At 51.5% G+C, this 24,235-nt stretch carries 23 protein-coding genes; 10 read left to right on the plus strand and 13 right to left on the minus strand.

Annotated features, from left to right (window positions below; all coding sequences use genetic code 11):
- Nucleotides 1–77: 77 nt before the first annotated feature.
- Nucleotides 78–1,220 carry a cytochrome P450 gene (locus tag MWU62_RS03590; RefSeq protein ID WP_247113567.1) on the plus strand — a complete coding sequence of 381 codons (1,143 nt, stop codon included), beginning with the start codon at nucleotides 78–80 and terminating at the stop codon, nucleotides 1,218–1,220.
- A gap of 6 nt (nucleotides 1,221–1,226) precedes the next feature.
- On the opposite strand, the gene MWU62_RS03595 is transcribed toward MWU62_RS03590, so the two are convergent.
- Nucleotides 1,227–1,604, minus strand: a complete 378-nt coding sequence (locus MWU62_RS03595; protein ID WP_247113568.1) for a hypothetical protein — start codon at nucleotides 1,602–1,604, stop codon at nucleotides 1,227–1,229.
- A gap of 230 nt (nucleotides 1,605–1,834) precedes the next feature.
- Between MWU62_RS03595 and MWU62_RS03600 the strand changes: the two genes are divergently transcribed.
- Nucleotides 1,835–2,638: a DUF1206 domain-containing protein gene (locus MWU62_RS03600; protein ID WP_247113569.1), complete on the plus strand. Its 804-nt coding sequence runs from the start codon at nucleotides 1,835–1,837 to the stop codon at nucleotides 2,636–2,638.
- Nucleotides 2,639–2,687: 49 nt separating this feature from the next.
- On the opposite strand, the gene MWU62_RS03605 is transcribed toward MWU62_RS03600, so the two are convergent.
- Entirely contained in the window at nucleotides 2,688–4,157 is a 1,470-nt protein-coding gene (locus MWU62_RS03605) for a DASS family sodium-coupled anion symporter (protein WP_247113570.1), read from the minus strand.
- A 194-nt stretch (nucleotides 4,158–4,351) separates the two neighbouring features.
- Here MWU62_RS03605 and MWU62_RS03610 point away from each other — a divergent pair, with 194 nt between their 5' ends.
- Nucleotides 4,352–4,972: a flavin reductase family protein gene (locus tag MWU62_RS03610; RefSeq protein ID WP_247113571.1), complete on the plus strand. Its 621-nt coding sequence runs from the start codon at nucleotides 4,352–4,354 to the stop codon at nucleotides 4,970–4,972.
- Between the two features lie 26 nt (nucleotides 4,973–4,998).
- Here MWU62_RS03610 and MWU62_RS03615 read toward each other — a convergent pair whose 3' ends face one another.
- Nucleotides 4,999–6,885, minus strand: a complete 1,887-nt coding sequence (locus MWU62_RS03615) for a monovalent cation:proton antiporter-2 (CPA2) family protein (protein WP_247113572.1) — start codon at nucleotides 6,883–6,885, stop codon at nucleotides 4,999–5,001.
- A 177-nt stretch (nucleotides 6,886–7,062) separates the two neighbouring features.
- Between MWU62_RS03615 and phaZ the strand changes: the two genes are divergently transcribed.
- Nucleotides 7,063–8,280: a polyhydroxyalkanoate depolymerase gene (phaZ, locus tag MWU62_RS03620; RefSeq protein WP_247113573.1), complete on the plus strand. Its 1,218-nt coding sequence runs from the start codon at nucleotides 7,063–7,065 to the stop codon at nucleotides 8,278–8,280.
- A gap of 148 nt (nucleotides 8,281–8,428) precedes the next feature.
- Nucleotides 8,429–9,172, plus strand: coding sequence for a 3-oxoacyl-[acyl-carrier-protein] reductase (fabG, locus tag MWU62_RS03625; RefSeq protein ID WP_247113574.1), 744 nt, complete (start codon nucleotides 8,429–8,431; stop codon nucleotides 9,170–9,172).
- A gap of 58 nt (nucleotides 9,173–9,230) precedes the next feature.
- On the opposite strand, the gene MWU62_RS03630 is transcribed toward fabG, so the two are convergent.
- The 5 genes from MWU62_RS03630 to MWU62_RS03645 all read right to left on the minus strand — a co-directional run bounded on the left by MWU62_RS03630 (nucleotide 9,231) and on the right by MWU62_RS03645 (nucleotide 13,854).
- Nucleotides 9,231–10,523, minus strand: a complete 1,293-nt coding sequence (locus tag MWU62_RS03630; protein WP_247113575.1) for a sensor domain-containing diguanylate cyclase — start codon at nucleotides 10,521–10,523, stop codon at nucleotides 9,231–9,233.
- A 121-nt stretch (nucleotides 10,524–10,644) separates the two neighbouring features.
- Nucleotides 10,645–11,778, minus strand: coding sequence for a cell division protein ZapE (gene zapE, locus MWU62_RS03635; protein ID WP_247113576.1), 1,134 nt, complete (start codon nucleotides 11,776–11,778; stop codon nucleotides 10,645–10,647).
- A 29-nt stretch (nucleotides 11,779–11,807) separates the two neighbouring features.
- The gene (locus MWU62_RS18905) at nucleotides 11,808–11,936 is read right to left on the minus strand and encodes a hypothetical protein (protein WP_281494778.1); all 129 of its coding nucleotides are present in this window, start codon (nucleotides 11,934–11,936) and stop codon (nucleotides 11,808–11,810) included.
- Nucleotides 11,933–13,147: a serine hydrolase domain-containing protein gene (locus MWU62_RS03640; protein WP_247113577.1), complete on the minus strand. Its 1,215-nt coding sequence runs from the start codon at nucleotides 13,145–13,147 to the stop codon at nucleotides 11,933–11,935. The genes MWU62_RS18905 and MWU62_RS03640 overlap by 4 nt, the downstream gene beginning before the upstream one ends.
- A gap of 62 nt (nucleotides 13,148–13,209) precedes the next feature.
- Nucleotides 13,210–13,854 (minus strand): DsbA family oxidoreductase, encoded by a 645-nt coding sequence (locus MWU62_RS03645; RefSeq protein ID WP_247113578.1) that lies wholly within the window; start codon nucleotides 13,852–13,854, stop codon nucleotides 13,210–13,212.
- A 144-nt stretch (nucleotides 13,855–13,998) separates the two neighbouring features.
- On the opposite strand from MWU62_RS03645, the gene MWU62_RS03650 reads away from it, so the two are divergent.
- The 3 genes from MWU62_RS03650 to MWU62_RS03660 all read left to right on the plus strand — a co-directional run bounded on the left by MWU62_RS03650 (nucleotide 13,999) and on the right by MWU62_RS03660 (nucleotide 18,726).
- Nucleotides 13,999–16,980, plus strand: a complete 2,982-nt coding sequence (locus tag MWU62_RS03650; protein ID WP_247113579.1) for an EAL domain-containing protein — start codon at nucleotides 13,999–14,001, stop codon at nucleotides 16,978–16,980.
- Nucleotides 16,981–17,073: 93 nt separating this feature from the next.
- Nucleotides 17,074–17,967, plus strand: a complete 894-nt coding sequence (locus MWU62_RS03655) for a patatin-like phospholipase family protein (protein ID WP_281494779.1) — start codon at nucleotides 17,074–17,076, stop codon at nucleotides 17,965–17,967.
- A gap of 90 nt (nucleotides 17,968–18,057) precedes the next feature.
- Nucleotides 18,058–18,726, plus strand: a complete 669-nt coding sequence (locus MWU62_RS03660) for a glutathione S-transferase (protein WP_247113580.1) — start codon at nucleotides 18,058–18,060, stop codon at nucleotides 18,724–18,726.
- A gap of 67 nt (nucleotides 18,727–18,793) precedes the next feature.
- Here MWU62_RS03660 and MWU62_RS03665 read toward each other — a convergent pair whose 3' ends face one another.
- Together MWU62_RS03665 and MWU62_RS03670 are read right to left on the minus strand one after the other, a co-directional pair.
- The gene (locus MWU62_RS03665) at nucleotides 18,794–19,375 is read right to left on the minus strand and encodes a PEP-CTERM sorting domain-containing protein (protein WP_247113581.1); all 582 of its coding nucleotides are present in this window, start codon (nucleotides 19,373–19,375) and stop codon (nucleotides 18,794–18,796) included.
- Nucleotides 19,376–19,573: 198 nt separating this feature from the next.
- The gene (locus MWU62_RS03670) at nucleotides 19,574–20,029 is read right to left on the minus strand and encodes a GatB/YqeY domain-containing protein (RefSeq protein WP_247113582.1); all 456 of its coding nucleotides are present in this window, start codon (nucleotides 20,027–20,029) and stop codon (nucleotides 19,574–19,576) included.
- A 208-nt stretch (nucleotides 20,030–20,237) separates the two neighbouring features.
- On the opposite strand from MWU62_RS03670, the gene MWU62_RS03675 reads away from it, so the two are divergent.
- On the plus strand, nucleotides 20,238–20,735 hold the full coding sequence (locus tag MWU62_RS03675; protein WP_247113583.1) for a DUF2780 domain-containing protein: 498 nt from the start codon (nucleotides 20,238–20,240) through the stop codon (nucleotides 20,733–20,735).
- Nucleotides 20,736–20,746: 11 nt separating this feature from the next.
- Nucleotides 20,747–21,364 (plus strand): CoA pyrophosphatase, encoded by a 618-nt coding sequence (locus MWU62_RS03680; protein WP_247113584.1) that lies wholly within the window; start codon nucleotides 20,747–20,749, stop codon nucleotides 21,362–21,364.
- Nucleotides 21,365–21,384: 20 nt separating this feature from the next.
- Here the strand turns inward: MWU62_RS03680 and MWU62_RS03685 are convergent, their stop codons facing one another.
- The 3 genes from MWU62_RS03685 to MWU62_RS03695 form a co-directional block, all read right to left on the minus strand.
- On the minus strand, nucleotides 21,385–21,840 hold the full coding sequence (locus MWU62_RS03685) for a DUF4112 domain-containing protein (RefSeq protein ID WP_247113585.1): 456 nt from the start codon (nucleotides 21,838–21,840) through the stop codon (nucleotides 21,385–21,387).
- A 28-nt stretch (nucleotides 21,841–21,868) separates the two neighbouring features.
- Nucleotides 21,869–23,011: an iron-containing alcohol dehydrogenase gene (locus MWU62_RS03690; RefSeq protein ID WP_247113586.1), complete on the minus strand. Its 1,143-nt coding sequence runs from the start codon at nucleotides 23,009–23,011 to the stop codon at nucleotides 21,869–21,871.
- A 93-nt stretch (nucleotides 23,012–23,104) separates the two neighbouring features.
- A complete protein-coding gene (locus MWU62_RS03695) occupies nucleotides 23,105–24,052 on the minus strand; it encodes a DUF4124 domain-containing protein (protein WP_247113587.1) in 948 nt (315 codons plus the stop codon).
- Nucleotides 24,053–24,235: the final 183 nt, after the last annotated feature.

Here is a 24,235-nt window from a genome sequence, read left to right on the forward strand (position 1 = left end):
GTCCTTTCGCATTTTTGATTCAAGCAATTGCGGGTATGCTGATCAGGCAAGCTATTGTTGATGGAAAAGGAGTCAATATGACAGACCACATGCCGGATGATTTATCCGCAGCTGGCCGTGATTTGAGGGCCTACACTGATGAGTTGCGCCCCAAACATCCTGTCGTGCGAAACATCAAAGGTGAATGGGTGCTGCTTCGGCACGCCGACGTTTTGGCCGCTGCTCTGGATCACGAGCGGTTTTCCAGCCAGGTGTCTCGCTACTTGCAAGTGCCGAACGGGCTTGATGGAGAGGAGCACACCCTCTTCCGAAATGTGATCGAACGGTATCTTACCCGGGAAGCGGTGGAGCCATTCGTTCCCGTTTTCACACGCGTCGCTCGCCAGTTGGTCGCGGAGCTACCCAAGGGTGAAGTACTGGATGCCGTTAATGACATAGGCGCCGTGTTCGCCGTTCGCGCCCAGTGCGCCTGGCTAGGATGGCCGGCAGATTTAGAACCAAAACTCCTGATCTGGATGAAGGAAAACCATGCCGCCACCCGCTCTGGCGACAACGCCCTGATGGCAGATGTTGCCGAGCAGTTTGATGAAATTATTCGTTCAGTTATCCAGCCACGGCGTGCTGCTGACGCAAGCGCTCCTGACGATTTGACGACAAAGCTATGCCGGGAGACGGTGAATGGCCGTGAACTGACAGAAGCAGAGTTGGTTTCAATTCTGCGCAACTGGACAGGTGGAGATTTGGGTTCGATCGCTCTCTGTGTCGGCGTGCTCATCGCACATCTGGCGCAACATCCTGACCTTATTGCGCGGATACGAAGTGCTTCCAACACAGAAGTAGAAGCGATCATTGATGAAATTCTTCGTCTCGACAATCCGTTTGTGTCCAACCGGCGTGTAACCACCTGCCCCGTTCATATCGGTGGCCGGGATATTCCCAGTGGCGCAAAAGTAAAGCTGAACTGGACATCTGCCAACCGCGATGAATCTGTCTTTGACAACAGCCGGTTTGACCCTGACGGCAATGCAGCGAATAACCTGCTCTACGGTGCAGGCAAGCACGTCTGCCCGGGCCGCCTGCTGGCCACATGGGAGCTCAGGATTGCATTACAAACTATGCTCACTTCACTGCAGGCAATTGAACTGGCAGAGGACCAACCGCTAGAGCGGGAAGTAGCGCCGGTTGGCGGGTATCACCGAGTGCCGGTAGTGTTAAGGTGAGGAGTGCTAAGATGATGGAGCCTGAACAAGGCAGTTAATCAACGTAATCGAAATATCCCGAAAAACCGCTTCTGAGGCCACAACGCTCGGGAAGCGGTCATACACACCCCGCCGGCAGGTTGAAGTGCGTGTCTGTGCTGACTCAACACAACTCACTTGAGCTTTTTCGCTCTGGTCGGAGGCCTGTTCACAGAATGAGGGGACTTGCGTGATCACCCAATCCACAGTTGTGCTGAGCTTTACCGGATTATTCTGAAGGTCGGTAAAGCGGCCTGCGTCAACCGGTTCGGGCCGCTCGCGGGTTTGATCCCAAATAACATAAAGCAACGCAGCCAATACGAGGGTGACAGTAACAACAGGGAACTTTATCCGGGTTTTAAACACGCTCTATCACCGCCGAGGCAGGTTTAATCAAGCTAATCATCAGGCCAGCCATGGGTTATCGCTAAGTTGCATTTTACCAAGTGGATACGCGTGCAAAGGTTACGCAAACATCTTCTGGGATAGTAGACTGAACGCAACAATCATAAAAGGCGTGATCATGATAAAAGCCTCCCTCATTTGCTGCGGCCTACACCACATCTGCCAAGTTGCATTCGCAACTGTTAACGACAATGGCTCCTGAACACCTGCTCACTCTGGTTGCACGCCTTGGCTATGCATCCAGAGGTATTGTCTACTTGTTGATCGGTGGGCTTGCTACGCTGGCCGCTATTGATCAGGGCGGCAAAACCACTGGCAGCAAGGGAGCGCTAGCGCAATTACTAACGGCGCCCATGGGCCATGTGCTGCTTGGCATCTTAGCTCTGGGCCTCATAAGTTATGCGTTATGGCGGTGCGTGCAAGCATTCACAGATACCGACCACCACGGAAAAAGCCCGAAGGGCCTCACTATTCGAACGAGTCTGGCAATAAGCGCGATAACCCACATGCTTCTTGCGGTATTCGCAATCAAGTTGGTTTTGACGTTGGGCGGCAACGACTCAAGCGGTGGCGGCTCCGCAAATACTGCGAGCTGGCTGATGACACAGCCGTATGGGCGGTGGTTGGTTGGCGCCGTTGGCCTAGTGATGATCTCCGCAGGTGTGGCTCACGGTGTCAAAGGCGCAAGAGCACAATTTGACCGCCACTTTGACATGCCACATAACACTCAACGCTGGGCCTACCCAATATGCCGATTCGGGCTAATGTCTCGCGGATTGGTGTTCATGGTCACTGGCACGTTTTTTCTTATGGCGGCTTATCACCTCAATCCTGAAGAAGCTGGCGGCATCGCAGAAGTATTCGATACATTCCGCCAGCAGCCCTTCGGTACGCCACTGATGGCATTGGTCGCCGTCGGACTGTTCGCATTTGGTACCTACAGCATATTGGAGGCGTTTTACCGTCGTGTGAACCCAGCATCCGAGCCTAATTAGCCAGTAATCACCAAAGCGTGCAACTACCGGCGCCTCACCAACCGGAACTTCACCAATAGCCCAGAAGCTTCCACCAAAGCCCGCCTACCACCACCCATACAGCCAGATTTACTAGGCTCATCACGAACCCAGCTTTCCACCATTCGCTCAAACTTACATAACCTGAGCCGAAGATAACTGGCGATGTGCCGGTAGCGTAATGGGTCAGCGTCATCATTATGGACGAGGTGGCTGCCATCATCAGCACGAAAGCCATGGGTGGCGCGCCAAGGCCGAGACCAACCACTAGGAAAGCACCCATCATCGCCGTGATATGGGCAGTGGTGCTGGCGAAGAAGTAGTGAGAATACAGAAATACCAAAACTAGAATAGCTGTTGAGGCTGGCCAAGCCAGACCAGTGCTGACTATTTGCTCTTGTATTTCATCAGAGAACCAAGCAATCACCCCCAGCTCATTCAACTGGGTGGCCATCATTACCAGCGCGCCGAACCAAACAAGCGTATCCCAAGCGCTTTTCTCGGAAAGTGCATCCTTCCAATTCAACACGCCCGTTACCAACAGAATCGATAGACCTACAAAAGCGGTTGTGGTTGCATTCAGCTTAAAAAAAGCTCCAAAAATCCACGCGGGTACGTCTGCCCACAGCAGCAGTAAAACAACAAAGACTCCCAACATTATAAGCTCATCTCGGGTTAATTTACCCAATCGCTCCAAACGTTCACGGGCGAAACTAACCGCATCGGGAGTGGCTTTGATCTCCGGCGGATACATCAGATAAATCACCAGAGGCATAAGCGCAATAGCAACGAGGCCAGGCAACAGCATAGCGAGAGCCCAGGTCATCCAGCTCAAACTGATCGCAGCGCCAGTAGCGTCAGCAATCAGTTTTACGGTTAGGGGATTCGGTGCAGTGGCGGTTATGAACATAGCCGATGTAATGGGGTTGGCATGGTAATTCACCAGTGCCAGATACTTGCCAATTTTTGGGGTGTTGTCGTTATCTGGTGTACTGCCATAACTTTGAGCTATAGACTGCATAATCGGATGAATAATAGCGCCACCACGAGCTGTATTGCTGGGCGTAACCGGCGCAATGACAAGTTCAGAAAGGGCCAGGCCATACCCAATACCTAGGGTTCTTTTGCCAAAAGTGGCGATAAAGTAATAGCCAATGCGCTCACCCAACCCGGTTTTTATCAGCCCTCGGGAAATCATGATCGCTATGGCTATCAACCAGATCAGAGAATTATTAAAACTCCCCAAGGCATTACGAATCGATGCGCCGGGATTGTCGCTGGTAACGCCGCTAACGGCCACTACCGTAATCGCAACAATCGAGATCGCACCAATCGGCATGGCCTTGCCAATGATGGCTGCAATTGTCGCTACAAATATGGCCAGCATCAGCCAGCCCTGACCAGAAACACCCTCCGGCGTTGGGATAAACCAGATCGCAACCCCGATGGCAATCGCCACAAGCGCGGGCACTAGATTGAAATCGGATGTGGAAGATGGCATCACGAAGGTTCCTTTGGTGACGAGTATGGTCGGCGTTATTCCATTCAAATACATGGCTATTTGAGTTGGAACGCGGTGGCTACAGGCTATCCCTTGATGGCCATAACTGTAAACAATCCGTGTGTATTGTGAAGTTTCGCAAGCGTGCGGCAGTGAGCGTATATTACCGGTATGCCTTTGTTCAGGAGCACCTTATGCCCGATAACATTCACTTCTATGAACCTTCTAACGGGCATGGGCTTGCTCATGACCCATTCAACGCTTTGGTAGCGCCGCGCCCCATAGGCTGGATATCATCGAAGAGCCGGGATAACGTGCTTAATCTCGCACCCTATAGCTTCTTTAACGCCTTCAACTACCATCCGCCCCTCATCGGATTTTCCAGCATCGGCTACAAAGATTCTGTTCGTAATGCCGAGGATACGGGCGAGTTCTGCTGGAATCTGGTTACCCGCTCACTAAGCGAGGCAATGAACGAGACTTGTGCTGCTGTGGGTCCGGACGTGGATGAATTTGCACTCTCTGGCCTAACGCCAAAGCCTTCTCGGGTTATCTCCGTGCCCCATGTGGCAGAAAGTCCGGCCTCTTTTGAATGCCGGGTCACTCAGATACTCCAGCTTGCTGGCGTCGATGGCGAGAAGGTCGAGACTTGGGTGGTATTCGGTGAAGTGGTCGGTGTGCATATCGCCCAGCACCTACTCAGGGATGGGGTTTTCGATACGGCTGCCGCCGAACCCGTCATGCGAGGCGGAGGGCCAGCCGACTACTTCACCGTGGGTGCCAAAAACAAGTTTCAGATGCATCGGCCAAAATAGCTCCGAGCCGGAACTTCAAGCATTGATCAGTGATGTTCCGGCGGAACCCAAATTGGAACATCCTCTGGTTTGGGTTCATTCCACTCTCGGTGCATAGAACTGCTCAGCGCTTCTTCAAGCTTCATAAACAGCTCGCCATAGCGCGGGCTAAACTTAATGCCTTGCTCAATCTCCTTCCAAGCTTCGAATAACTCCTCCTCATGGGCCTTCTCATTTTGCACAAATGCCCAAGTCATTTGCTTCGCGCGCATCGGGTGCACCCCCATAGCCGTCAGCACATGGCCTCCCAACTCGAGAGCGGAATGGTAGGTCTCGCTCATTACATCGTCAGCACCCGCCTCCCGAAGCTGGTAGCCGTGGCCACGGTCAAAGGCACGGGCCAGCACCCAAACACCCGGGAAAAACTTTTTCACATGCTCCACCATCTTTACCGAGCGGTCCCGGTCGTCAATCGCTACAACTAGCAAGCGAGCCTTTTCGATGCCTGCTTTTTCCAACAGGTCGGGGCGGCTGGCATCGCCAAAAAAGCTCTTGATGTTGATTTGGCGAACATTTTCGATCTGTTCGAGTTCGTGGTCTAGCACAACAATAGGAATATTGTTCGCCCTTAGTAAGCGGCAAATTATCTGCCCAAACCGCCCTACCCCAGCCACAATAACTGGGCCCTGCTCATCAATGATGTCGGCGTCTCGCTCATCGTTCTTGGAGCGCCGATATCGGGGCAACACAACTCGGTCGTAAACAATAAATAGTAGCGGCGTGAGGAACATGGAGAGGGCAACAACCAGCGAGAGAACTTGAGCGATGTCTTGCGAAATCACATGGCTTTGAACGCTGTAGGTAAGTAACACAAAACCGAATTCGCCTGCCTGCGCCAAACCCAGCGTAAATAGCCAGCCGTTGCTGCTACGAATACCAAACAGCCGGGCAAGAGCCAGCAGGATCAAAGCCTTTACTGCAATCACTGCGACACCCAGTGAAACAACAGTGACCCACTCAGCCACCAACACCTCGAAGTTGATACCGGCGCCCACGGTGATAAAAAATAGGCCAAGCAACAAACCCTTGAACGGTTCAATGTTGGCTTCTAGTTCATGCCTGAATTCACTGTTGGCCAAAACCACACCGGCCAAAAAAGCACCCAAAGCTGGGGACAGGTTCACCACACTCATCAGAGCAGCAATGCCGATTACCAGCATCAATGCCGTGGCCGTGAAAACCTCCCGCAGCCCCGACTTCACCACATAACGGAACAGTGGTCGGCTTAGGAAATAGCCGCCAACAATAACCGCAGCGACTGCACCCACCACAACCAAGGCATGAGCCCAACCCGGTAAACCAGAAACAAGGCTAAGCCCTGCATCGGCGGGTGACTCAGCACTGCTACCACCCATTAAACCCGGCAACGCCAATAAAGGAATCAAGGCAAGCATGGGAATAACCGCGATGTCCTGGAACAGCAGGACAGAAAAGGCATTCCGCCCGCCTTCCGTTTTCGACAGGCCCTTTTCATCCAACGTTTGCAGCACAATAGCAGTGGATGACACAGCGAAAATAAGCCCAACGGTTAATGCCGTCTGCCATTGCAGTCCAAGCCACCAAGCTATCGACATTCCGGCCGCAGCCGTTAAGGTCACCTGAAGCCCACCAAGCCCCAAAAGCCGAACCCTCATCGCCCAAAGCGCCTTGGGGTCAATCTCCATACCGATCAGGAACAGCATCATGACAACACCGAATTCGGCGAAGTGCTGAATAGTGCTGGCTTCCTGTCCCACAAGCCCCATGACTGGCCCGATTACAACGCCGGCAACTAAGTAACCCAGCACGGAGCCCAAACCAAAGCGCTTCGCCAATGGCACTGCAATCACCGCAGCCACAAGATAAATGAAAGCCTGAATGAAATAGGTAGTCATAAAAACCGGAGCTCGATAAATTTGGGGAGGGGCATAAGTACATTATCTGCAGCCAAGAGCGCAAGCTACGTTTGTTGTCGGAACCGGTTCAGCAAAAACGTGATAATGTGGAGATCAAGGATTGCCAAAGGCTCACTGGGACGACGCCACAACCCAGCACTAAAGTAGGATAAGCTCATGATGTACTTTGCTTACGAGATCGGCCGCGCCGCGCTGAAACCAGTACGTATGCTAGCCAAGGCTCAAAGCAACCTGCTCCAACACCCACAAAACCCACTATCCCTAATGCCCGGAGCGCGCAGCGTTGCCTCCGCCTATGGGGTGTTTGGCGACCTGACCCGTCGCTACTCGAAACCTGCTTTCAATCTGCCCACTACCCTGTGTGACGGCAAAGAAGTTGCCGTTCATGAAACCATTGTAAAGCGCAAACCGTTTGCGCAGCTCAAGCATTTCAAGCGTGATGTAGCACGACCCGATGACCCGAAACTGCTGATTATCGCGCCGTTGTCGGGCCACTTTGCGTCACTGCTGCGCGGCACCGTGGAGGCCATGCTGCCGGAGCACGACGTATACATCACCGATTGGCGCGATGCGTGTCTGGTTCCTTTATCGGAAGGCGATTTTGGTCTCGACGATTACATTGATTACATCATAGATTTCATTAGCCATATCGGGCCAAACACCCATGTTCTGGCAGTGTGTCAGCCCGTAGTAGCAGCACTCGCAGCAACTGCCATCATGGCCGAGGATGGCCACCCTTCGGCACCCCGTTCGCTAGCGCTGATGAGCGGCCCGATCGATGCCCGAATTGACCCCACCGCGCCTTGCAAACTGGCCACCAAGCACAAACTGTCCTGGTTCAAAACTAACCTCGTTCACCCGGTTCCCGCCCCCTACCCTGGCGCCTTACGCATGGTTTACCCGGGATTCCTACAGCTAGCCGGGTTTGTGAACATGAACCTCGACCGCCATGTTGATGCCTACCGCGGGCTGTTCAGATCCATCCGCGACAATGAGACTGACAAGGTAAATCGTCACCGCGACTTCTATGACGAATATCTGGCAGTGATGGACCTTCCGGCACCCTATTATTTAGACACCATTCAGCGAGTTTTTCAGGAGTTTGCGCTAGCACGAGGCTGCTTCACATACCGTGGGCGCACAGTGAATCCTGCCGCAATACGAAGCACTGCACTGATGACGATTGAAGGCGAAAAAGACGACATCTCCAGCCCGGGCCAAACTCAGGCGGCCCACGATTTATGTATCAATGTGCCACAAATCCGCCGCTTGCATCACCTTCAGTCAGGTGTTGGCCATTATGGTGTTTTCAACGGCAGCCAATGGAGGGAATCCATTGCACCGAAACTACGGAGTTTCATTCGCGCCGCGTGACTCGTTTTTGACTTGGCACATAGCGAGTCAGATAGGTCTCTGCTAGCTTGAGATTAGGCCTTCCTCACAACAAGTCTTGTGTGGATGTGACCTATCTCAAACAACAATAGACAAGCGAGACAAGGGTTAATATCCCAAGGAGAGTGTCATGCAAGACCTCAAAGGCAAGGTTGCCATCGTTACCGGTGGATCACGTGGCATCGGGCGACACATTGCACTTAAACTTGCCCAGCGCGGCGCCGATGTCGCAATCAACTATCGCTCACGCCAATCGGATGCAGAAGACGTTATCAAAGAACTTGAAGAGATCGGTGTCCGGGCAATGGCCATCCAAGCCAATTTGGCCAATAAGCCGGAGGCGCGCGGCGTCATCAGGGAGGTTAATAAACAATGGGGGCGCATCGACATTCTGGTGAACAACGCCGGTATCACCCGAGACAAGACGATGAAAAAGCTCACGGACGATGACTGGGACGATGTTCTGGATACCAATCTGGGAAGCGTATTCGCAACCTGCTCCGAAGTGCTAAACATCATGTTAGAGCAGAAATACGGGCGCATTATCAATATCAGTTCTTTTGTCGGCCAGTCCGGCAACTTCGGGCAGGCGAATTACGCAGCCAGCAAGGCTGGCGTAATTGCGTTTACCAAAACCTTGGCACTGGAAACGGCAAAGTACAACATTACAGTGAATGCCATAGCGCCCGGCTTCACCGATACAGAAATGGTCGCCCAGATACCCGAGAACATCCGCGAGAAGATCGTTGCAAGGGTGCCCATGGGTCGATTTGGACAGCCAGACGAAATTGCACGTGCTGTGGTATTCCTAGCGACGGAAGGGGACTACATTACCGGCCAGCAGATTAACGTAAACGGCGGCGTGTATATGTAAACCTAGCGCGCGACGCGCCAATAGTTCGTCGCGCGCGGGTGAGTGGTTTTGGTTAGCATTAATCAGCTGAGAAAAAGCGGATATTGTTCGTGCCTGAACTTTTGGCTGCATACATTGCTGTATCGGCATTTCTTATTAAATCAACAGATGTGTCTCCTCCTGCAGGGTACATGGCAATGCCGATGGACACTCCCACCTGAAGCAGGTCGCCGAGAATCTCTACTGGCTCATTAATTGAGCTGACGATGCGGTCCGCCACTTGGGTGATTTCATCCTTTCCCTGCGGATTATTAAGGATGAAGATAAACTCGTCGCCACCCACGCGGGCCACAGTGTCCGATCTACGCACCAGCGCCAGAAGCCGTTTCGCCACACTTTTTAATAGATCGTCCCCAACGTTATGCCCCAACTGATCATTAACCCGCTTAAACCCGTCAAGATCTAGAAACATCAGTGCAAAGTGAGTCTGGTCCCGTTTGGAATGAAGTAGCTGCTGGTCAATCCGGTCCATCAATAACGTGCGGTTCGGTAAGTCGGTCAAAGCATCGTGAAATGCCAGATGTTTAATGTGCTCATCTTTACGCCAAAGCGCCGTAATATCACTGAATACCGATACGTACCGCTCTGGTATGCCAGAGTCATCAGGCACCATGCTGATCGTCATACGTTGTAAGTAGAGCTCTCCATCTTTACGACGATTCCAGATCTCGCCATGCCAACGGCCACAGGCTTCTATTTCTTCCCACATAGCGGCGTAAAATGGCTGATCGTGTTGTTGGGATTGCAGAATGCGAGGGGTTTGTCCGACAGCCTCATCAGCTGTGTAGCCCGTGATTTCAGTGAAGCCAGGGTTAACCGACAGAATCGTGCCGCAGGTATCGGTGATCAGAATACCATCAAGTGTATTCTCAAAGACGCGCGCAGCCAGTTTGAGTTTCGCCTCAATTTCCTTGAGGACGGTTACTTCATTGGCTTGTATTGAGAAGCCCCTGACCACCCCATCGGCGTCCACATCCGGAATGTAATGCCCGATGATGTGCCCAACGCTTCCATCAGCTTTGTTTAACGTGCGTTCAAAACGCTGCTGCTCTCCTGCCAAGGCACCGCGTATATGGGGCTCATTCAGTTTGAACAATTGCTCGCTTACCAAGTCTTGAAACCGCATCCCTATAATCTTTTCGGGCGGTATACCAAACCATTGGCTGTATGCAGCATTCGCAAAGCGACAGCGTAAATCTCTTCCCCAATACCCCATCATATTTGGCGCATCATCTATGATGGTTCTAATGAGTTGGTCACTCCCTAGGCTGACCGCATGTTCCTTTTGCCCTTTATCTATTTTTATACTCATGAGTTATTACTGGGCATAGTGTTCGAGCTCCGGGCTGGATCTTTGGCGATAATACGCTCGATGTCATCTACAAATTTAACACAGTCTCGCAAATTCTTAACGAAAATAGCATGCACCCAGACTAGTGACCTGCCTGGCCAAATCGCTGCAACTGCATCTCCTGCAAGCGACTCAAAGTGCGGCGGAACGGAAAAGCCAGTGCGCCCACACTGTAGAGTTCACACAACGGCACCGCAGCGTCGAGATAAAGTGGAATGCCACGGTCGTAACATTCATCAACCAAAGCAATAAACCGGCGCGCGCCATCATCCAGATGGGTCAATGCTGGCAACTGGCGATCTCCAGCCTCAACTTGAGTCACGCCGTCTTCAGTGCCTCGAGCGATGGCTTTTTGCTGCCCACCTCCAGTAAGTTGTGGAACTTCACTCAAAAACACGTAGGCAAAACGATCACAAAGTTCTATAAAATCCTGCGCCGCAAGCTTCCGCTCACATAGGTCTTCATAGCGACACCAAAGCGCATGTTCGCTGCGTTGGACCACTCTGATATCGCTGTGGCCCAAGCGAAGGGGCTCACTGTTTACCTGCTCACCCTCGCAAAGCAACTCCGCAAATGCGGCTTCCAGAGCCTGCGGCTGGTCAACCCAATAACGCTGTTTACGCTCGCCAGGGTGAAGCCGGTGATCCTGGCCACCATCCACGCTCACTACCTGCATATACTGTTTTAGAGCATCAATGGCAGGCAATAGTCGCTCACGATTAAAGCCGTCTTTGTACAAGTCATCCGGTGGCTGGTTAGACGTGGCAACCAGAACCAAACCCTGAGCGAAAAGCTGCTGAAACAAGCCACCCAGCAACACGGCATCACCAATGTCACTGACGAACAACTCATCCAGACACAGCACCCGCGCTTCAGCGGCCAACTCTCGCGCAAGAAGGCCAAGCGAGTCTTCTTGCCCGGTTAACTGAAACAGGCGCCGGTGCACCCAGCGCATAAAATGATGAAAGTGCTGCCGACGCGCCGGCACGGTAAGCGACTGGTGAAAACGGTCCATAAGCCAGGTTTTTCCGCGCCCTACAGGCCCCCAAAGATAGACACCCTGAATATCAGGATGCCCGACTTGAAGCTGCTCATAGCAGCGCTGCAAACATATAGCCGCATGTTGTTGGGCGGGGTCGTATTCAAAGCCGGAAACCAGCGCGGCTTGATAGGCTTCGTAGGGAGGAAGTGAGCTAGTCACAGAGTTGCTTTTCATATTGACGAGCTCACAACTATCTCAGAGCGTTACTGCGCAGTTAAGCCGCCATCAGCCACATACTCAGAACCCGGAGAGTAACTGGATTCGCCCGATGCCAGATAGACCACAAGGGCGGAAACCTCTTCTGACTTCGCCAGAAGGCGCCAATAAGTCACACCAAGGCTCCATTAACGATAGCCCGCAACTCCTGCCGGATAGGGTAAGAGGACGAAGGAATCAGTTGCGTCATAAAGATCACGACCAATTCCTCAACGGGATCAATGTAAAAGTTGGTACTTGCCAAGCCCCCCCAACCATACTCGCCCACAGACCCGTTAACCTGTGATTTGGCCACGTCTGTTTTTACAGAAAAGCCCAGACCAAAACCACTTCCGGCATAAGGTGTCTCGCTAAAGGCGCCCACTGAAAGGCCCGGCAAATCTTGATTGCCCGGCAGATGGTTATGGCGCATGAACTCGAAGGTTTTACGCCCTATGATCCGCTGTCCTTGGAACTCCCCGCCCTGACACAGGGCCTGAGCAAAATGGAAGTAGTCATCAATGGTAGAAACCAACCCGCCACCGCCAGACAGGAATCGACCCTTATGCCGAAAAGGAGAAGTTACCGGATCATCCTGCAGTTTGAACTGATCGCCGGGCTGGTAAACATAACAGGCAGCGAATCTATCAAGCTGATCACCACGGACATAGAAACCAGTGTCTGCCATGTTTAGGGGGTCAAAGATATGCTCTCGCAGATACTCGTCAAACGGCTGACCAGACAACAACTGCACCAGATACCCTAGCACATCGGTGCTGACGGAATAGTTCCAAGCCGTACCCGGCGAAAACTCCAAGGGCAGCTCCGCCAACTGATCAACCAGCGCCTCCATGGTCAGGTCCCTGCTACCATCAAGCCCTAACTCTCGATAAGCAGCGTCAACATTGGTCCGATTCATAAACCCGTAGGTCAGGCCAGACATATGCGTGAACAGGTCGCGAATCGTCATGGGGCTGGCTGCGGGTGTCGTCAAAAACTCGGGATAGAGACCGCTTTTATAAACCCGCAGATTTTTCCAAGCCGGAATGTACTTGTGTACCGGGTCGTCCAGTAAAAACCGGCCTTGCTCGTAGAGCTGCATCATGGCAATCGATGTGATCGGTTTTGTCATGGAGTATATGCGGAAAACAGTGTCCCGGCAGACAGGCTTGTTGCGCTCCACATCCATTAGCCCCTGAGCCTTCACATAAGCAATCTCTCCTCGCCGAGCAACCAGAGTCAGTGCACCCGGCAGTTTTTTAGGCTGGATGTAGCAACGCTCTAAGTGGCCTTCGATATTAAGAAGCTGGCTCGGCGCAAGGCCAGCAATTTGCTTGAGTTCCGTCATACAAGGCGACCTTAATTACGTGGTGTTAAAATCTCGCTTAGCAGATCTCTTTTCAGGCTTTTTTAATCAGACTCTGCCATCTCCTGCAACGCCTGCACCAGAGTATCGGGTTCCTGAGCGCCGGAAATAAGATACTTGCCGTTAACAATAAATGCTGGAACAGCTGAGACGCCCGCCTTCTGGTAAGTGGCTTCATCCTTGCGCACGGCAACCGCGTATTGGTCTGAGTTCAATACTTCCCGGGCTTTTTCCACCTCCAGCCCAAGGGCCTCAACACACCCGAGTAGAACATCGTGATCGGCCACATTCTCGGCCCTGCCAAAATAGGCTTCAAACAATGCTTGCTTCAACTCGGTCTGACATTCCTGCTCACCCGCCCATTTAACCAACCGGTGGGCATCAAAGGTATTACAGACAAGTCGCTCCTGAATCTTTTCAAAATTCAGTCCCAGCCCTTTGGCGATAGCCATCATCTGATCTTGAGTTGCGCGCAACTCTTCCTCGCTCCGCCCATATTTGCGCGCCAAAGCCGGCAAAATAGGCTCACCATCACCGCTGTTATCCGGGTTCAGCTCAAATGCATGCCACTGAACTGTAAATTCATAATTTGCCGACAACTGCTCCATTGCGAGCTTTAAACGAGCGTAGCCAATAGCACACCAAGGGCAAGCAATGTCAGAAACGATATCAATATGCATCTTATCCATAGTAGACCCTGTCATCTATCAAACCGGTGCGAAACGCCTGAACTATAAACAGGCCTTCCCCGTAATTTACTTGTACTTTGCATAAAAAGATTTAACACTCTTAAGATAAACATCGATCAATTTCGGGCCACAGCGAGCAGCATTGTGACTTCATCTTCTAACAGCGAGGCCGATCAAGCAAAACCAAGCTCAGGTGCCGATGAAGATGCGCCTTCAGTTTCGCGCGCCCAAAGACTGGCCCTCGTATATCGTGCTCTGAACGAAATCAACCAAGCCATCATCCGAACACGTTATGAAGATGCGTTACTTCCTTTGGTGTGCAAAATTGCCAACGATGTCTGCGGTATCCAATTCAGCTGGATTGGAATTGCCGACCTGAAAGATCACGCCCCCCTAGCGACTGCACAATTTCCCGTTAAACGGGGGGGCCAGCCTTTTGGTGTTTTGTCGGCTTTTCATGTGGATGGCGGTTTTTTCGACCGTGAGGTAACCGCCCTTCTCAATGAACTGGCTCTCAACATTACCTTCGCATTCGACAGTTTTGATCGAGAGAGCGAGCGCCGCAACGCATTGGAAGCACTGCGCTCCAGCGAGCAACACTTCCGAGCCTATTTTGAGCGCTCCATGTTTGGTATGGCGGCCTCCAGTCCAGCGAAAGGCTGGATTGAAGTCAATCAAGCACTGTGTGACATGCTCGGTTATACAGCTAAAGAGCTGATGGCCACAACATGGGCGGATGTTATCCATCCCGATGATATAGAGTTCAGTCACGCTCGCTACATGCAACTGGTCGAAGGCAAGGCTGATGAGCTATCCGTTGAAAAGCGGTTTATCCACAAATCCGGTTATTTTCTCGATACTCATTTAGCTGTGCGCGCAGTTCGACATGCTGACGGCAGTTTCGATTATGCGGTAGCGCTGATTGAAGACGTTTCGTTCCGCAAAATGGCCGCACGGCGTGAACAAATGCGACGGCAAACGCTGGAAAAAGTCGCGCGAGGCGGTTCATTAGAAGAAATCATGTCGCAGGTTATCGAGTCGGTCGAATCCATTTACTCAAACTCCATGTGTTCCATTCTTCTTATGGACGATGAAGGAAAACACCTGTTCAATGGTGCAGCGCCCTCTTTACCCAGCTTTTTTACCGAAGCCATCAATGGCGTGAGCATTGGCATAGGCGTTGGCTCCTGTGGCACCTCAGCCTTTACCGGAAAGCGCACGGTTGTCGAAGACATCGCGTCCCACCCTTACTGGGAGAACTTTAAAGGCCTTGCCGCCGAGGCGGGTCTCGGCTCTTGCTGGTCGGAACCGATACATGCGGCGTCTGGTAACGTCTTGGGCACCTTCGCGATCTACCGCAAGGAACCCTGCGCTCCAGACACGCAAGAAATCGCCTTGATTGAGAGCGCCGCCAATCTTGTTGGGATCGCTATTGAGCGGGCACACGCTCAGGAAGAACTTCATCTCGCGTCTTCCATCTACCGCAACAGCTCGGAAGCCGTGATGGTTACCGACACCCACAACCGTATTGTTGCAATCAACCCTGCCTTTACCAAAGTCACCGGTTACACTCTTGAAGACACACGTGGCAAAGACCCCTCCATTCTCCACTCCGGCCGCCACAACGCCGAGTTTTTTCAGGCGATCTGGCAAGAAGTGGCCCAGCAGGGATTTTGGCAAGGCGAGGTGTGGAATCGCCGCAAAAATGGCGAGGCCTTTCCTTCGTGGCTCACCATTAACGTTATTCGAAATAAAAACGGTGATATCCAGAGGCACGTGGTGATAGGTTCGGACATCACTGGTAAGGTGCGCTCGGACGAACTGATTTGGCGCCAAGCAAACTACGACTTCCTGACCAACTTACCAAACCGGTATATGTTTCAAGACCGCTTGGAGCAAGAAATTCGCAAGTCGCTACGCCAAGATTCATTGCTAGCGCTGTTGTTTATTGACCTCGACCACTTTAAAGATGTTAACGACACACTCGGACACCCAGTAGGCGACCAGTTGTTGGTGGAAGCAGCCGTTAGAATTAACAGTTGTGTGAGGGATTCAGATACGGTCGCTCGCATGAGTGGCGACGAATTCACCGTTATCCTCCCCCGGCTTGAAAATACGCTCGACGGTGAAAAGGTGGCCGAGCAGATCATTCGTGTGCTGGCAAAACCTTACACTATTAATAATGAAACAATTTATGTTCAGGCCAGCGCTGGCATCACTTTCTGTCCAAACGACGCCGCAGAGGCATTTCAGTTAATCAGTAACGCCGATCAGGCTATGTACGCCGCGAAGACATCAGGGCGAAACCGCCTTGCTTACTTTACCCAATCACTACACGATGAAGCTCAGAACCGCCTTAAATTGCTGCATGATATGCGCTCAGCCGTTGAGAACCGGCAGTTCGAGCTCCACTTCCAGCCCATAATTGATCTTGCGAACGGGAATGTCTGCAAAGCTGAAGCCTTAATACGCTGGAATCATCCAGAGCGCGGAATGATCAGCCCGGCCGAGTTTATTCCTCTGGCGGAAGAGTCTGGGTTAATTGTCAAAATCGGCGACTGGGTATTTAGAGAGGCTGCCGCTCAGGCAAAGCGCTGGTGTGAGTTATACGATATCGGGTTACAGATATCAGTGAATGTTTCGCCTGTGCAATTTCAAAGTGACGCACTGAGTATTGCAGACTGGCTGCACCACCTGAGTGAAATTGGGTTGGATGCGAAGCATCTAAGTATCGAAATCACCGAGGGGCTGCTTCTGAATGCCAGCGATGACGTTAAGGAAAAGCTACTTCGGTTCCGGGATGCAGGCATTCAGGTTGCTATTGACGACTTTGGCGTGGGCTATTCAGCGCTGTCTTATCTCAAGCGGTTCGATATTGACTACCTCAAAATTGACCAGTCTTTTATTCAGAATCTCGAAACAGACCAGAACGACCTGGTGCTTTCTGAAGCCATTGTGATGATGGCTCACAGGCTTGGCCTTCACGTTATCGCTGAGGGTGTAGAAACTCAGGCTCAGCGACACCTACTGTTGGAAATCGGCTGTGATCACGGCCAAGGGTACTTCTTCTCCCGCCCCCTGCCCGCTGCAGCATTTGAAGAGTTCTTGGCAAAACCGGTCGCCTAAAACTTCAAAATGCTGAACTGAGACCCCTGCCAAATCTGTTAGAATCGGCCCGAACTTTCCTCTCTGAACCGAAGTCCTAACAGGCCGTTATGCATGAAGCTCAATCCCTTTAATACCCGTATTGGTCTAGCCCTTGGGGGCGGTGCAGCCAAAGGCATTGCTCACATAGGTGTTTTGAAGGCGTTTGAGGAAGAGCAGATACGGATTCACTGCATTTCGGGCACCAGCGTAGGGGCATTGGTCGCCAGTTATTACGCTTTCGGCCGCCCGGTGGACTCTATCCTTTCCATTGGTTCCGCTCTAAATCTATCCAAGATTCTCAACTTTACTTTGGAGCGTGGCGGCCTGTTCAGCACGCAGGCCATTCGGGACATGATTCACCGAGATCTGGGGGATTGCCGAATTGAAGATGCCAGCATTCCTCTGGCCATTTGCGCCACAGATATCGAAACCGGCGAGCAACTGATATTTAGGGAAGGGAATCTTGCAGACGCTGTGTGCGCATCCATGGCAGTACCCGGCTTGTTTGTACCGGTGGAGGTGGGTGGCCGGATTCTGGTAGATGGCGGACTGGTTGAAAATGTTCCAATTTCTCCATTGGCCCAAATGGGCGCGGGCATCACTGTAGCCGTTGATTTGAGCCATGTAAGCCGATACCAAAAACCAGAAGATACATTTGATGTCATCAGCAATGCCATCAACATCGCCATCGATTTTAATACCCGGAAGCAGCTAAAAAACGCAGATATTGTAGTGCCGCTGGATTTAAGCCGGTATAGCCTCACTAACAACGCCAAATCTGTGAATGAGCTATACATGGAAGGCTATCACCCCATGATGAAGAAGATTCAACGTGTGCTCTGGTACAAACGGGCAAATGTTATTATGTATCTTTTCAAAGCCGCCAAAAAACTTCTGCCTCTGAAAGTGCCAGAGATTATCAAAGACCTAAAAAGCCATGTTTTCGACCGCCGTCATCGCAGCTGACGACTTAAATCACAATCGCAGTGAACCAAAAAGCGATTTGCGGACTACTCTATAACCCTACTCATTTTTGAATGCGAACGGAGCTTCTGCATGATTACAGTTCATCACCTCAACAACTCTCGCTCACAACGTGTTCTCTGGATGCTGGAAGAGTTGGGAGTGCCCTACGAGATCCAGCATTACGAGCGCGACACCAAAACCATGCTCGCACCTGCAAGCCTTAAAAAAATACACCCATTGGGCAAATCACCGGTGATCACGGATGGTGATCTGGTGGTGGCAGAGTCTGGCGCTATTATCGAGTATCTTGCCCACACCTACGGTAAAGACACTATGCTGCCAGAGGCTGGCAGTCAGGCGTGGCTGGATTACACCTACTGGTTGCACTACGCAGAAGGTTCTTTGATGCCACCGCTGGTAATGCGGTTAGTGTTTGAAAAGGTGAAAACCAGCCCGATGCCGTTTTTTATCAAGCCCGTGGCGAAAGGCATTGCCGATAAAACCAATGAAGTGTTTATCGGCCCCATGATCAAAACACACTTAGATTTTGTTGAGTCCCATCTGGCAAAAAACACCTGGTTTCTTGGAGACAAACTCAGCGCTGCGGATATACAGATGAGCTTTCCGCTGGAAGCCTCAGTGGCTCGCGGTATCGTAGGCAAGAACCGGCCTAGCATCACAGAGTGGGTAAAGCGGGTTCACGCTAGGCCTACATACCAACAAGCGCTTGAAAAGGGCGGAGAATACGATTTCGCGTGAGAGCTTAATGTCTATTTAGAATGGACAAAGGGAGGCAGGTGCCTCCCTTCAATTTTTCTATGCGATGTTAGGACGCAGATTTGCGACGAGCAAATCCTAGACCAGCTAGGCCAAGACCCAACAGTGCCAAGGTGCCCGGCTCAGATACCGATGCCGTTGTATTACCTTTCCAGATAACACCTGTGGCGTGGTCTGCACTGTTCGTTACCCAAAAGTTCAATCGGCCATTGCCCGCTATCAGAAATGGCGCCGCCACATAATCAAAGACATTTATAACCTGCTTCCAAGGCTGGCTGATGGAGTGATCCGCAGAATCAAAAAGAGTGACGCCTTGACTTTTAATCTTCAAAGTATCGTCATAAGACACGAACAATGAGTCAATAATTGTGTCAATGCCCGTCTGGTTCAGATCTTCTTCCCAAACGCGGTACCCTGCGTTATTAACGTTCCAGCTTGAAGTGTCTTGTATCCAAACCGCACCATCTAGAGCGGTATGATGCGTCGGGTCGATATAGTGAGGATCGATCTGATCTGACAGAGAGCAACCAACGCAATTGTCGCCCATACTGGACATAAACGGCACAGCTTGTGCCGCGGCTGAGGCCAAGGTCAGTGCGACCACTCCTAAGGCTAGACTTAATGTTTTCATGTGCTTATTCCTTGTGTACGACGTTATGCTTTAAAACAAATGGGGCTCTATGCCATTGACATAGTTTTATTAGCAATATCCGAACCAAAAAAAATTATTGGATATAAAACAATGGCATAAACCAAATCGCTCTAAACAGCAGCGTCGCACAGACCTCACACGTGTATAAAAATCCGACACTAGTCGCTTGATAATCTATTAACCGGCCAACGCAGCACGCACTTTCTTGCTCAGATGCCCCATATCCACCCGGCCTAGCACTTGAGGGCGCAGCTCATTCATCACATTGCCCATGTCCTGCATTCCCTTGGCGTCGGTGGAACTTATCGCCATACGAATCAGGCCATCCAGGTCGTCTTCAGAAAGGGCGGCAGGCATGAACTCTTCAATGATCACCATTTCTGCTCGTTCTTTGTCGCCCAATTCTTCACGACCGGCATCATCATATTGAGTGGCAGCATCTCGACGCTGTTTGAGCATTTTATCCAACACTTTCAGGACATCCTCATCACTCAGCTCGCGGCGCTCGTCAATCTCGATCTGCTTAATGGCCGCCTGAGCCATGCGCAAAGTGACAAGACGGAGTTTATCCTTACTGCGCATCGCGTCTTTTACCGCGCTGGTCAGTTGCTCTTTGAGTGTTAGTTCAGACATTATCTGTTTCCTACTCTATGGGTTAAGGGCGGTAAGTTTGCATGAAGCACAAGGGTAGATCTAGCGGATGTCGATAAGTTACGAGCACTTTATCTGGGTGAAAGGCCAGCCACAAAAAAATTAGCCTGTCTAAGAGTGCGGCACTTTTATTTTGCCTCACGCCCCCAATATATAGAAAGATATCAGCCCCACACCGCAGGACATGACAATGAACGAGATTCTCAAGAAGTTCCTTTTTGTCTCAAGCATTTACCTTCTAGCCCCTACCGCTGGGGCGTTTAATCTTGATGAAGCCATCGCCAGTGGTACACAAGCGCTCTCTTCCGCTACAGAGGTCAGTGGCGAAGCCCAGCAACTTCTAGGTCAGCTTGAGAACGACCTCGGCGTAACTGAAACTCAGGCAGCGGGCGGTACCGGTGCACTGTTGCAACTGGCAAAGAGCCAGCTGGGCGCAGATACAATGAACACGGTGAAATCCAAAGCTCCTGGCCTTTCTGGCTTGCTGGGTGCCGATAACAGCATGGGGTCAAGCCTGCTATCCAATATCTCATCCATGGATAGCGTGCAGTCCGCATTCTCAGCATTGGGAATGGATAGCGCCATGATCCAACAGTTTGTGCCGATTGTGATGGGCTTTTTGGGCGATCAAGGGGTTGGATCCGGACTGCTAGGTCAGCTTCAGGGCCTTTGGGCGCCTGCTAGCTGAATGGATAAACCTTGATTCGCTTGAAGGCACTCAGGAGCGGAAAGAGTCGTGGGCAAGCTAACCGAAAATCGCTGACGATCCGCCCCAAAAAACTCCCTTTCCGGCGGCGCCTTGCTCGTGCCTCTGTGGCATTGATCTATCGAGAAAGTGAAAGCAACGGAGTGGAGCTGCTGTTCATTCAGCGAGCTCACCGAGAGGGGGACCCTTGGTCTGGTGACATGGCCTTCCCAGGCGGGCGTATGCAACCAGAGGATGCCACACCGCGCGCTGCCGCAGTTAGAGAAACCCTTGAAGAAACCGGCGTCGACCTGATGAGCCATGGCCGCTTCCAGCTCAGGCTGTCAGACCTTATTACCCGCCAACACAGCCGCTGGCGACCGATGGTAGTAACCCCCTATGTTTACGAGTGGCAAGGGCCGGAAACAGTATTGCCAAACCACGAAGTACAACAGATGGTGTGGATTTCTCTCGACTACCTTGCAGCCAAAGAGAATCAAGGCAAAATTCCATGGCGCACGCCCCTTGGAACATTAACGCTTCCATGCTGCCGGTATCAGGGCTACTGCATTTGGGGGCTGAGCTATAGCATGCTGCAAGAGCTGCTGGCGCTGGACTTAGACGAGCCTTGAGCGCCGCCCCCTTGGAGACTTCAAAAAACAAACATCAAACCCGCAGTAACAACCCCCAAAAAGATGGATAGCCCGATTAGAACCTTCCACGGAAAGGGTGGCGGGGGTGGTTCATCGGCGAGCTGCTCTTCCAAGTAGTTTCTCAGTAACCTCGTATTGCGAATATTGGCCTTAAAAACGGCATCAAAAGCGTCCCCCACTACGGGAATCAGGCCACCGAAAAAATCGACGCCCATGTTGCGCAACATGCGCAGCTTTACCTTCTTGCTGGCTCCCGCGCGCTGAGCTTCAATCAACACATAACTCGCCAGTACCAGCCCTACAGCGTCGCCTACAACCGGCAACAGACCGATTACGGCCTCTGCACCAATTTTAAATGGCGTGAAAGGGATATTAATGCTGTTGTCGGTAAACCGGCTGAACTTATCCAGCCGCTTAAGTATCGCCCTTTGCCGGGCCTCAGTTGGTTTATTCATTGCAAGCCTCTGGCGCGGCGACGTTGAATTAATACGACTGGCGCATAATGTTTTCTATGGTTGCTGTCGACAAGGCAACCGGATTTGCCTTCATGGAAGATGAGCTAGCAGCTGCCTGTGAGGCTGAAAGAATGTGATCTTCCGTGACCCCAATCGAAGCAAGCCCGGGTAGGCCATTTTGCGCAATCCATTCACGGAACCGCAGCAGAGCCTGATCTGAGGACGTTTCAAATACCTCTGCAATCCAGCTAATCACCTGATCAATACGGGCCTTTTGCTCGGCGTCGACCACATTATCACGGTTTGCAGCTATGCCCGCCGGCAACAAAGCACCGCATATTGCTCCGTGGGGCGCACCACACAACCCGCCCAACGGCCCAGCAATGCCATGCACAACACCCAGTCCCGAGTTCGCAAGCGCGAGCCCACCAAATAGGCTCACCTGAGATAGAGCGTCACGCGCTTCTGTGGATTCTTCTTCCATCAATTGCTTTAACGCATGGAGGCCTTTGGGAATAGCTTCTTTACACAACATGTCCGTGAACAGGTTTGAGCGTAACGAGAGGTAAGGCTCTATAACCTGAGTTACGGCATCCAGCCCAGAATGCAAGCTGACCTCTCGGGGACAGTTATCAGTCAGTGCTGGATCTACCAAGGCTAAATCAGGAAGTAATTGGTAATCTCGGAGGCTGACCTTGCGCTGGGCTTCCACAACATCGATAACCGCATTTCGAGTCACTTCCGCCCCTGTGCCCGAAGTGGTTGGCACCAGAATTAGCGGCAAGCGCCTCGCCGATAATGGCAACCCGCTACCGACAACCTCCAAATGACTCATCAAATCCGTCTGGCTTGGCAGCATGGCTGCAAGCACCTTAGCTGAATCCATTACAGAGCCACCGCCAATACCAATCACTAGATCTATACCCAATGATTTGCCCTGATCAATAGCCGCCACTAGCGCTTTGAGATCTGGTTCCTTCTCAACGGACAAGGTCTGGGCAATATCAACTCCCTTGAGTGACTCGAATACCCCGGTAAGTCGGTCTGGATTTTTACCATGCACGATTAATGCGCGCCTACCCAGCTTTGCTGCCCGTTCGTTCAGTTGAGCTATCACCCCCCGCCCGAACAGGATCTCAGTCGGGGTTACCAAGCTAAATGTGCTTAACATAAACAGGGTCATCCTGAGGATTTAAAGATGTTTCCACTCAACGCCACCGCTGCAAACCCATGCGCATTCAGAGCTAATAGGGTAACAGCCAGACTACAGCCGAATGCTCTCCTCACCTTGGCCATGCAACCAGCGCCCCCAGTTCAGATTCAACATGGATACACCACCAATATAATTATTATCAACGAGGTAATACGCCAGCGTGCGATCGCCCCGATTAAAATTGTGCATTAACCGCACCAAGAAGTTGCGGCTAGTCGGTTTGGAGAGCAAGAAGTAAATGAACTGACCAGCCTGAGCCCTTAGACTCCCCTTCCCTGAAGCATCTGAATGCAGCCATTTATCGCTGGGTAATTTCAAAAACTGATCGATTCCGTTCAATCGGCCCAGTTCACGGGCTTGAGCGACCACCCATTGATTTTCCCGATGTCGTTTGAAATACAGGCCCGAGCCGTCGCGCTCAAGCATCTCCATTTGTTCGGCGAGACCTTCGTTTAACCAAGCTGGCGCGTAAGGAACAATGGTATCGATGATTGCGTGACTCACCTCATGCTTAATCGTTTTAAAGGTGAGCCTTCTGTTCTTCTGCATATAGACGACGATCTGATTTTCGGAAGGTATGTACAAGCCATAAGACGCAACCGCCTTACCTCGATTATTGCGGATCAGGTAACTCCGATATTCTGCCCTACCCTTAAAAATCATGATATTGACGGGCACCGTCCGGTACATATCAAAAGACATCACACGATCAAAAAACTCGTAGACATTGTTCGTGCCGTCAACAATTTGCTGGTTTTCCTCATCGGTCAGCTCCACGTCAACAGCTGTAATATCGATTTTAAACCGCGACCATTTAGATACGCCGGGCTTCACGTTAACAATCTGTTGTTCAACCTTGTGGTCTTTACGGTCGCTGAAATGAACTTTTCCGTCACCATCTACCCATTTATAAATTTCTGCATCAACGGTACTTGCAGCCATCATAAACAGCGAAAAAACAAAAATTGAATGTATGGCCTTCCTTAACCTTCTAATCACTCGATTTTACCTTTTGGCAGGGCCAGAAATTCGGACACAACGAGACCGTCAACACGCACAGCCTACCTATCTGCGCACCTAAAGATGCGCGGAACATTGCACGAATTCAACCCCAAAAACCGATATACTTCTCGCTCAATACTGCAACAAAGGCTCTGGCTGTTCTGGCTGCAAAACCTCAAG

Origin of the sequence: Marinobacter sp. S6332, from assembly GCF_023016045.1 — a bacterium.
GTDB lineage: Bacteria > Pseudomonadota > Gammaproteobacteria > Pseudomonadales > Oleiphilaceae > Marinobacter.

Coding starts and splice junctions, on each gene's coding strand:
- MWU62_RS03590 (WP_247113567.1), top strand. CDS start 78: ATGACAGACCACATGCCGGATGATTTATCCGCAGCTGGCCGTGATTTG.
- MWU62_RS03600 (WP_247113569.1), top strand. CDS start 1,835: ATGGCTCCTGAACACCTGCTCACTCTGGTTGCACGCCTTGGCTATGCA.
- MWU62_RS03605 (WP_247113570.1), bottom strand. CDS start 4,157: ATGCCATCTTCCACATCCGATTTCAATCTAGTGCCCGCGCTTGTGGCG.
- MWU62_RS03610 (WP_247113571.1), top strand. CDS start 4,352: ATGCCCGATAACATTCACTTCTATGAACCTTCTAACGGGCATGGGCTT.
- MWU62_RS03615 (WP_247113572.1), bottom strand. CDS start 6,885: ATGACTACCTATTTCATTCAGGCTTTCATTTATCTTGTGGCTGCGGTG.
- phaZ (WP_247113573.1), top strand. CDS start 7,063: ATGATGTACTTTGCTTACGAGATCGGCCGCGCCGCGCTGAAACCAGTA.
- fabG (WP_247113574.1), top strand. CDS start 8,429: ATGCAAGACCTCAAAGGCAAGGTTGCCATCGTTACCGGTGGATCACGT.
- MWU62_RS03630 (WP_247113575.1), bottom strand. CDS start 10,523: ATGAGTATAAAAATAGATAAAGGGCAAAAGGAACATGCGGTCAGCCTA.
- zapE (WP_247113576.1), bottom strand. CDS start 11,778: ATGAAAAGCAACTCTGTGACTAGCTCACTTCCTCCCTACGAAGCCTAT.
- MWU62_RS03640 (WP_247113577.1), bottom strand. CDS start 13,147: ATGACGGAACTCAAGCAAATTGCTGGCCTTGCGCCGAGCCAGCTTCTT.
- MWU62_RS03645 (WP_247113578.1), bottom strand. CDS start 13,854: ATGGATAAGATGCATATTGATATCGTTTCTGACATTGCTTGCCCTTGG.
- MWU62_RS03655 (WP_281494779.1), top strand. CDS start 17,074: ATGAAGCTCAATCCCTTTAATACCCGTATTGGTCTAGCCCTTGGGGGC.
- MWU62_RS03660 (WP_247113580.1), top strand. CDS start 18,058: ATGATTACAGTTCATCACCTCAACAACTCTCGCTCACAACGTGTTCTC.
- MWU62_RS03665 (WP_247113581.1), bottom strand. CDS start 19,375: ATGAAAACATTAAGTCTAGCCTTAGGAGTGGTCGCACTGACCTTGGCC.
- MWU62_RS03670 (WP_247113582.1), bottom strand. CDS start 20,029: ATGTCTGAACTAACACTCAAAGAGCAACTGACCAGCGCGGTAAAAGAC.
- MWU62_RS03675 (WP_247113583.1), top strand. CDS start 20,238: ATGAACGAGATTCTCAAGAAGTTCCTTTTTGTCTCAAGCATTTACCTT.
- MWU62_RS03685 (WP_247113585.1), bottom strand. CDS start 21,840: ATGAATAAACCAACTGAGGCCCGGCAAAGGGCGATACTTAAGCGGCTG.
- MWU62_RS03690 (WP_247113586.1), bottom strand. CDS start 23,011: ATGTTAAGCACATTTAGCTTGGTAACCCCGACTGAGATCCTGTTCGGG.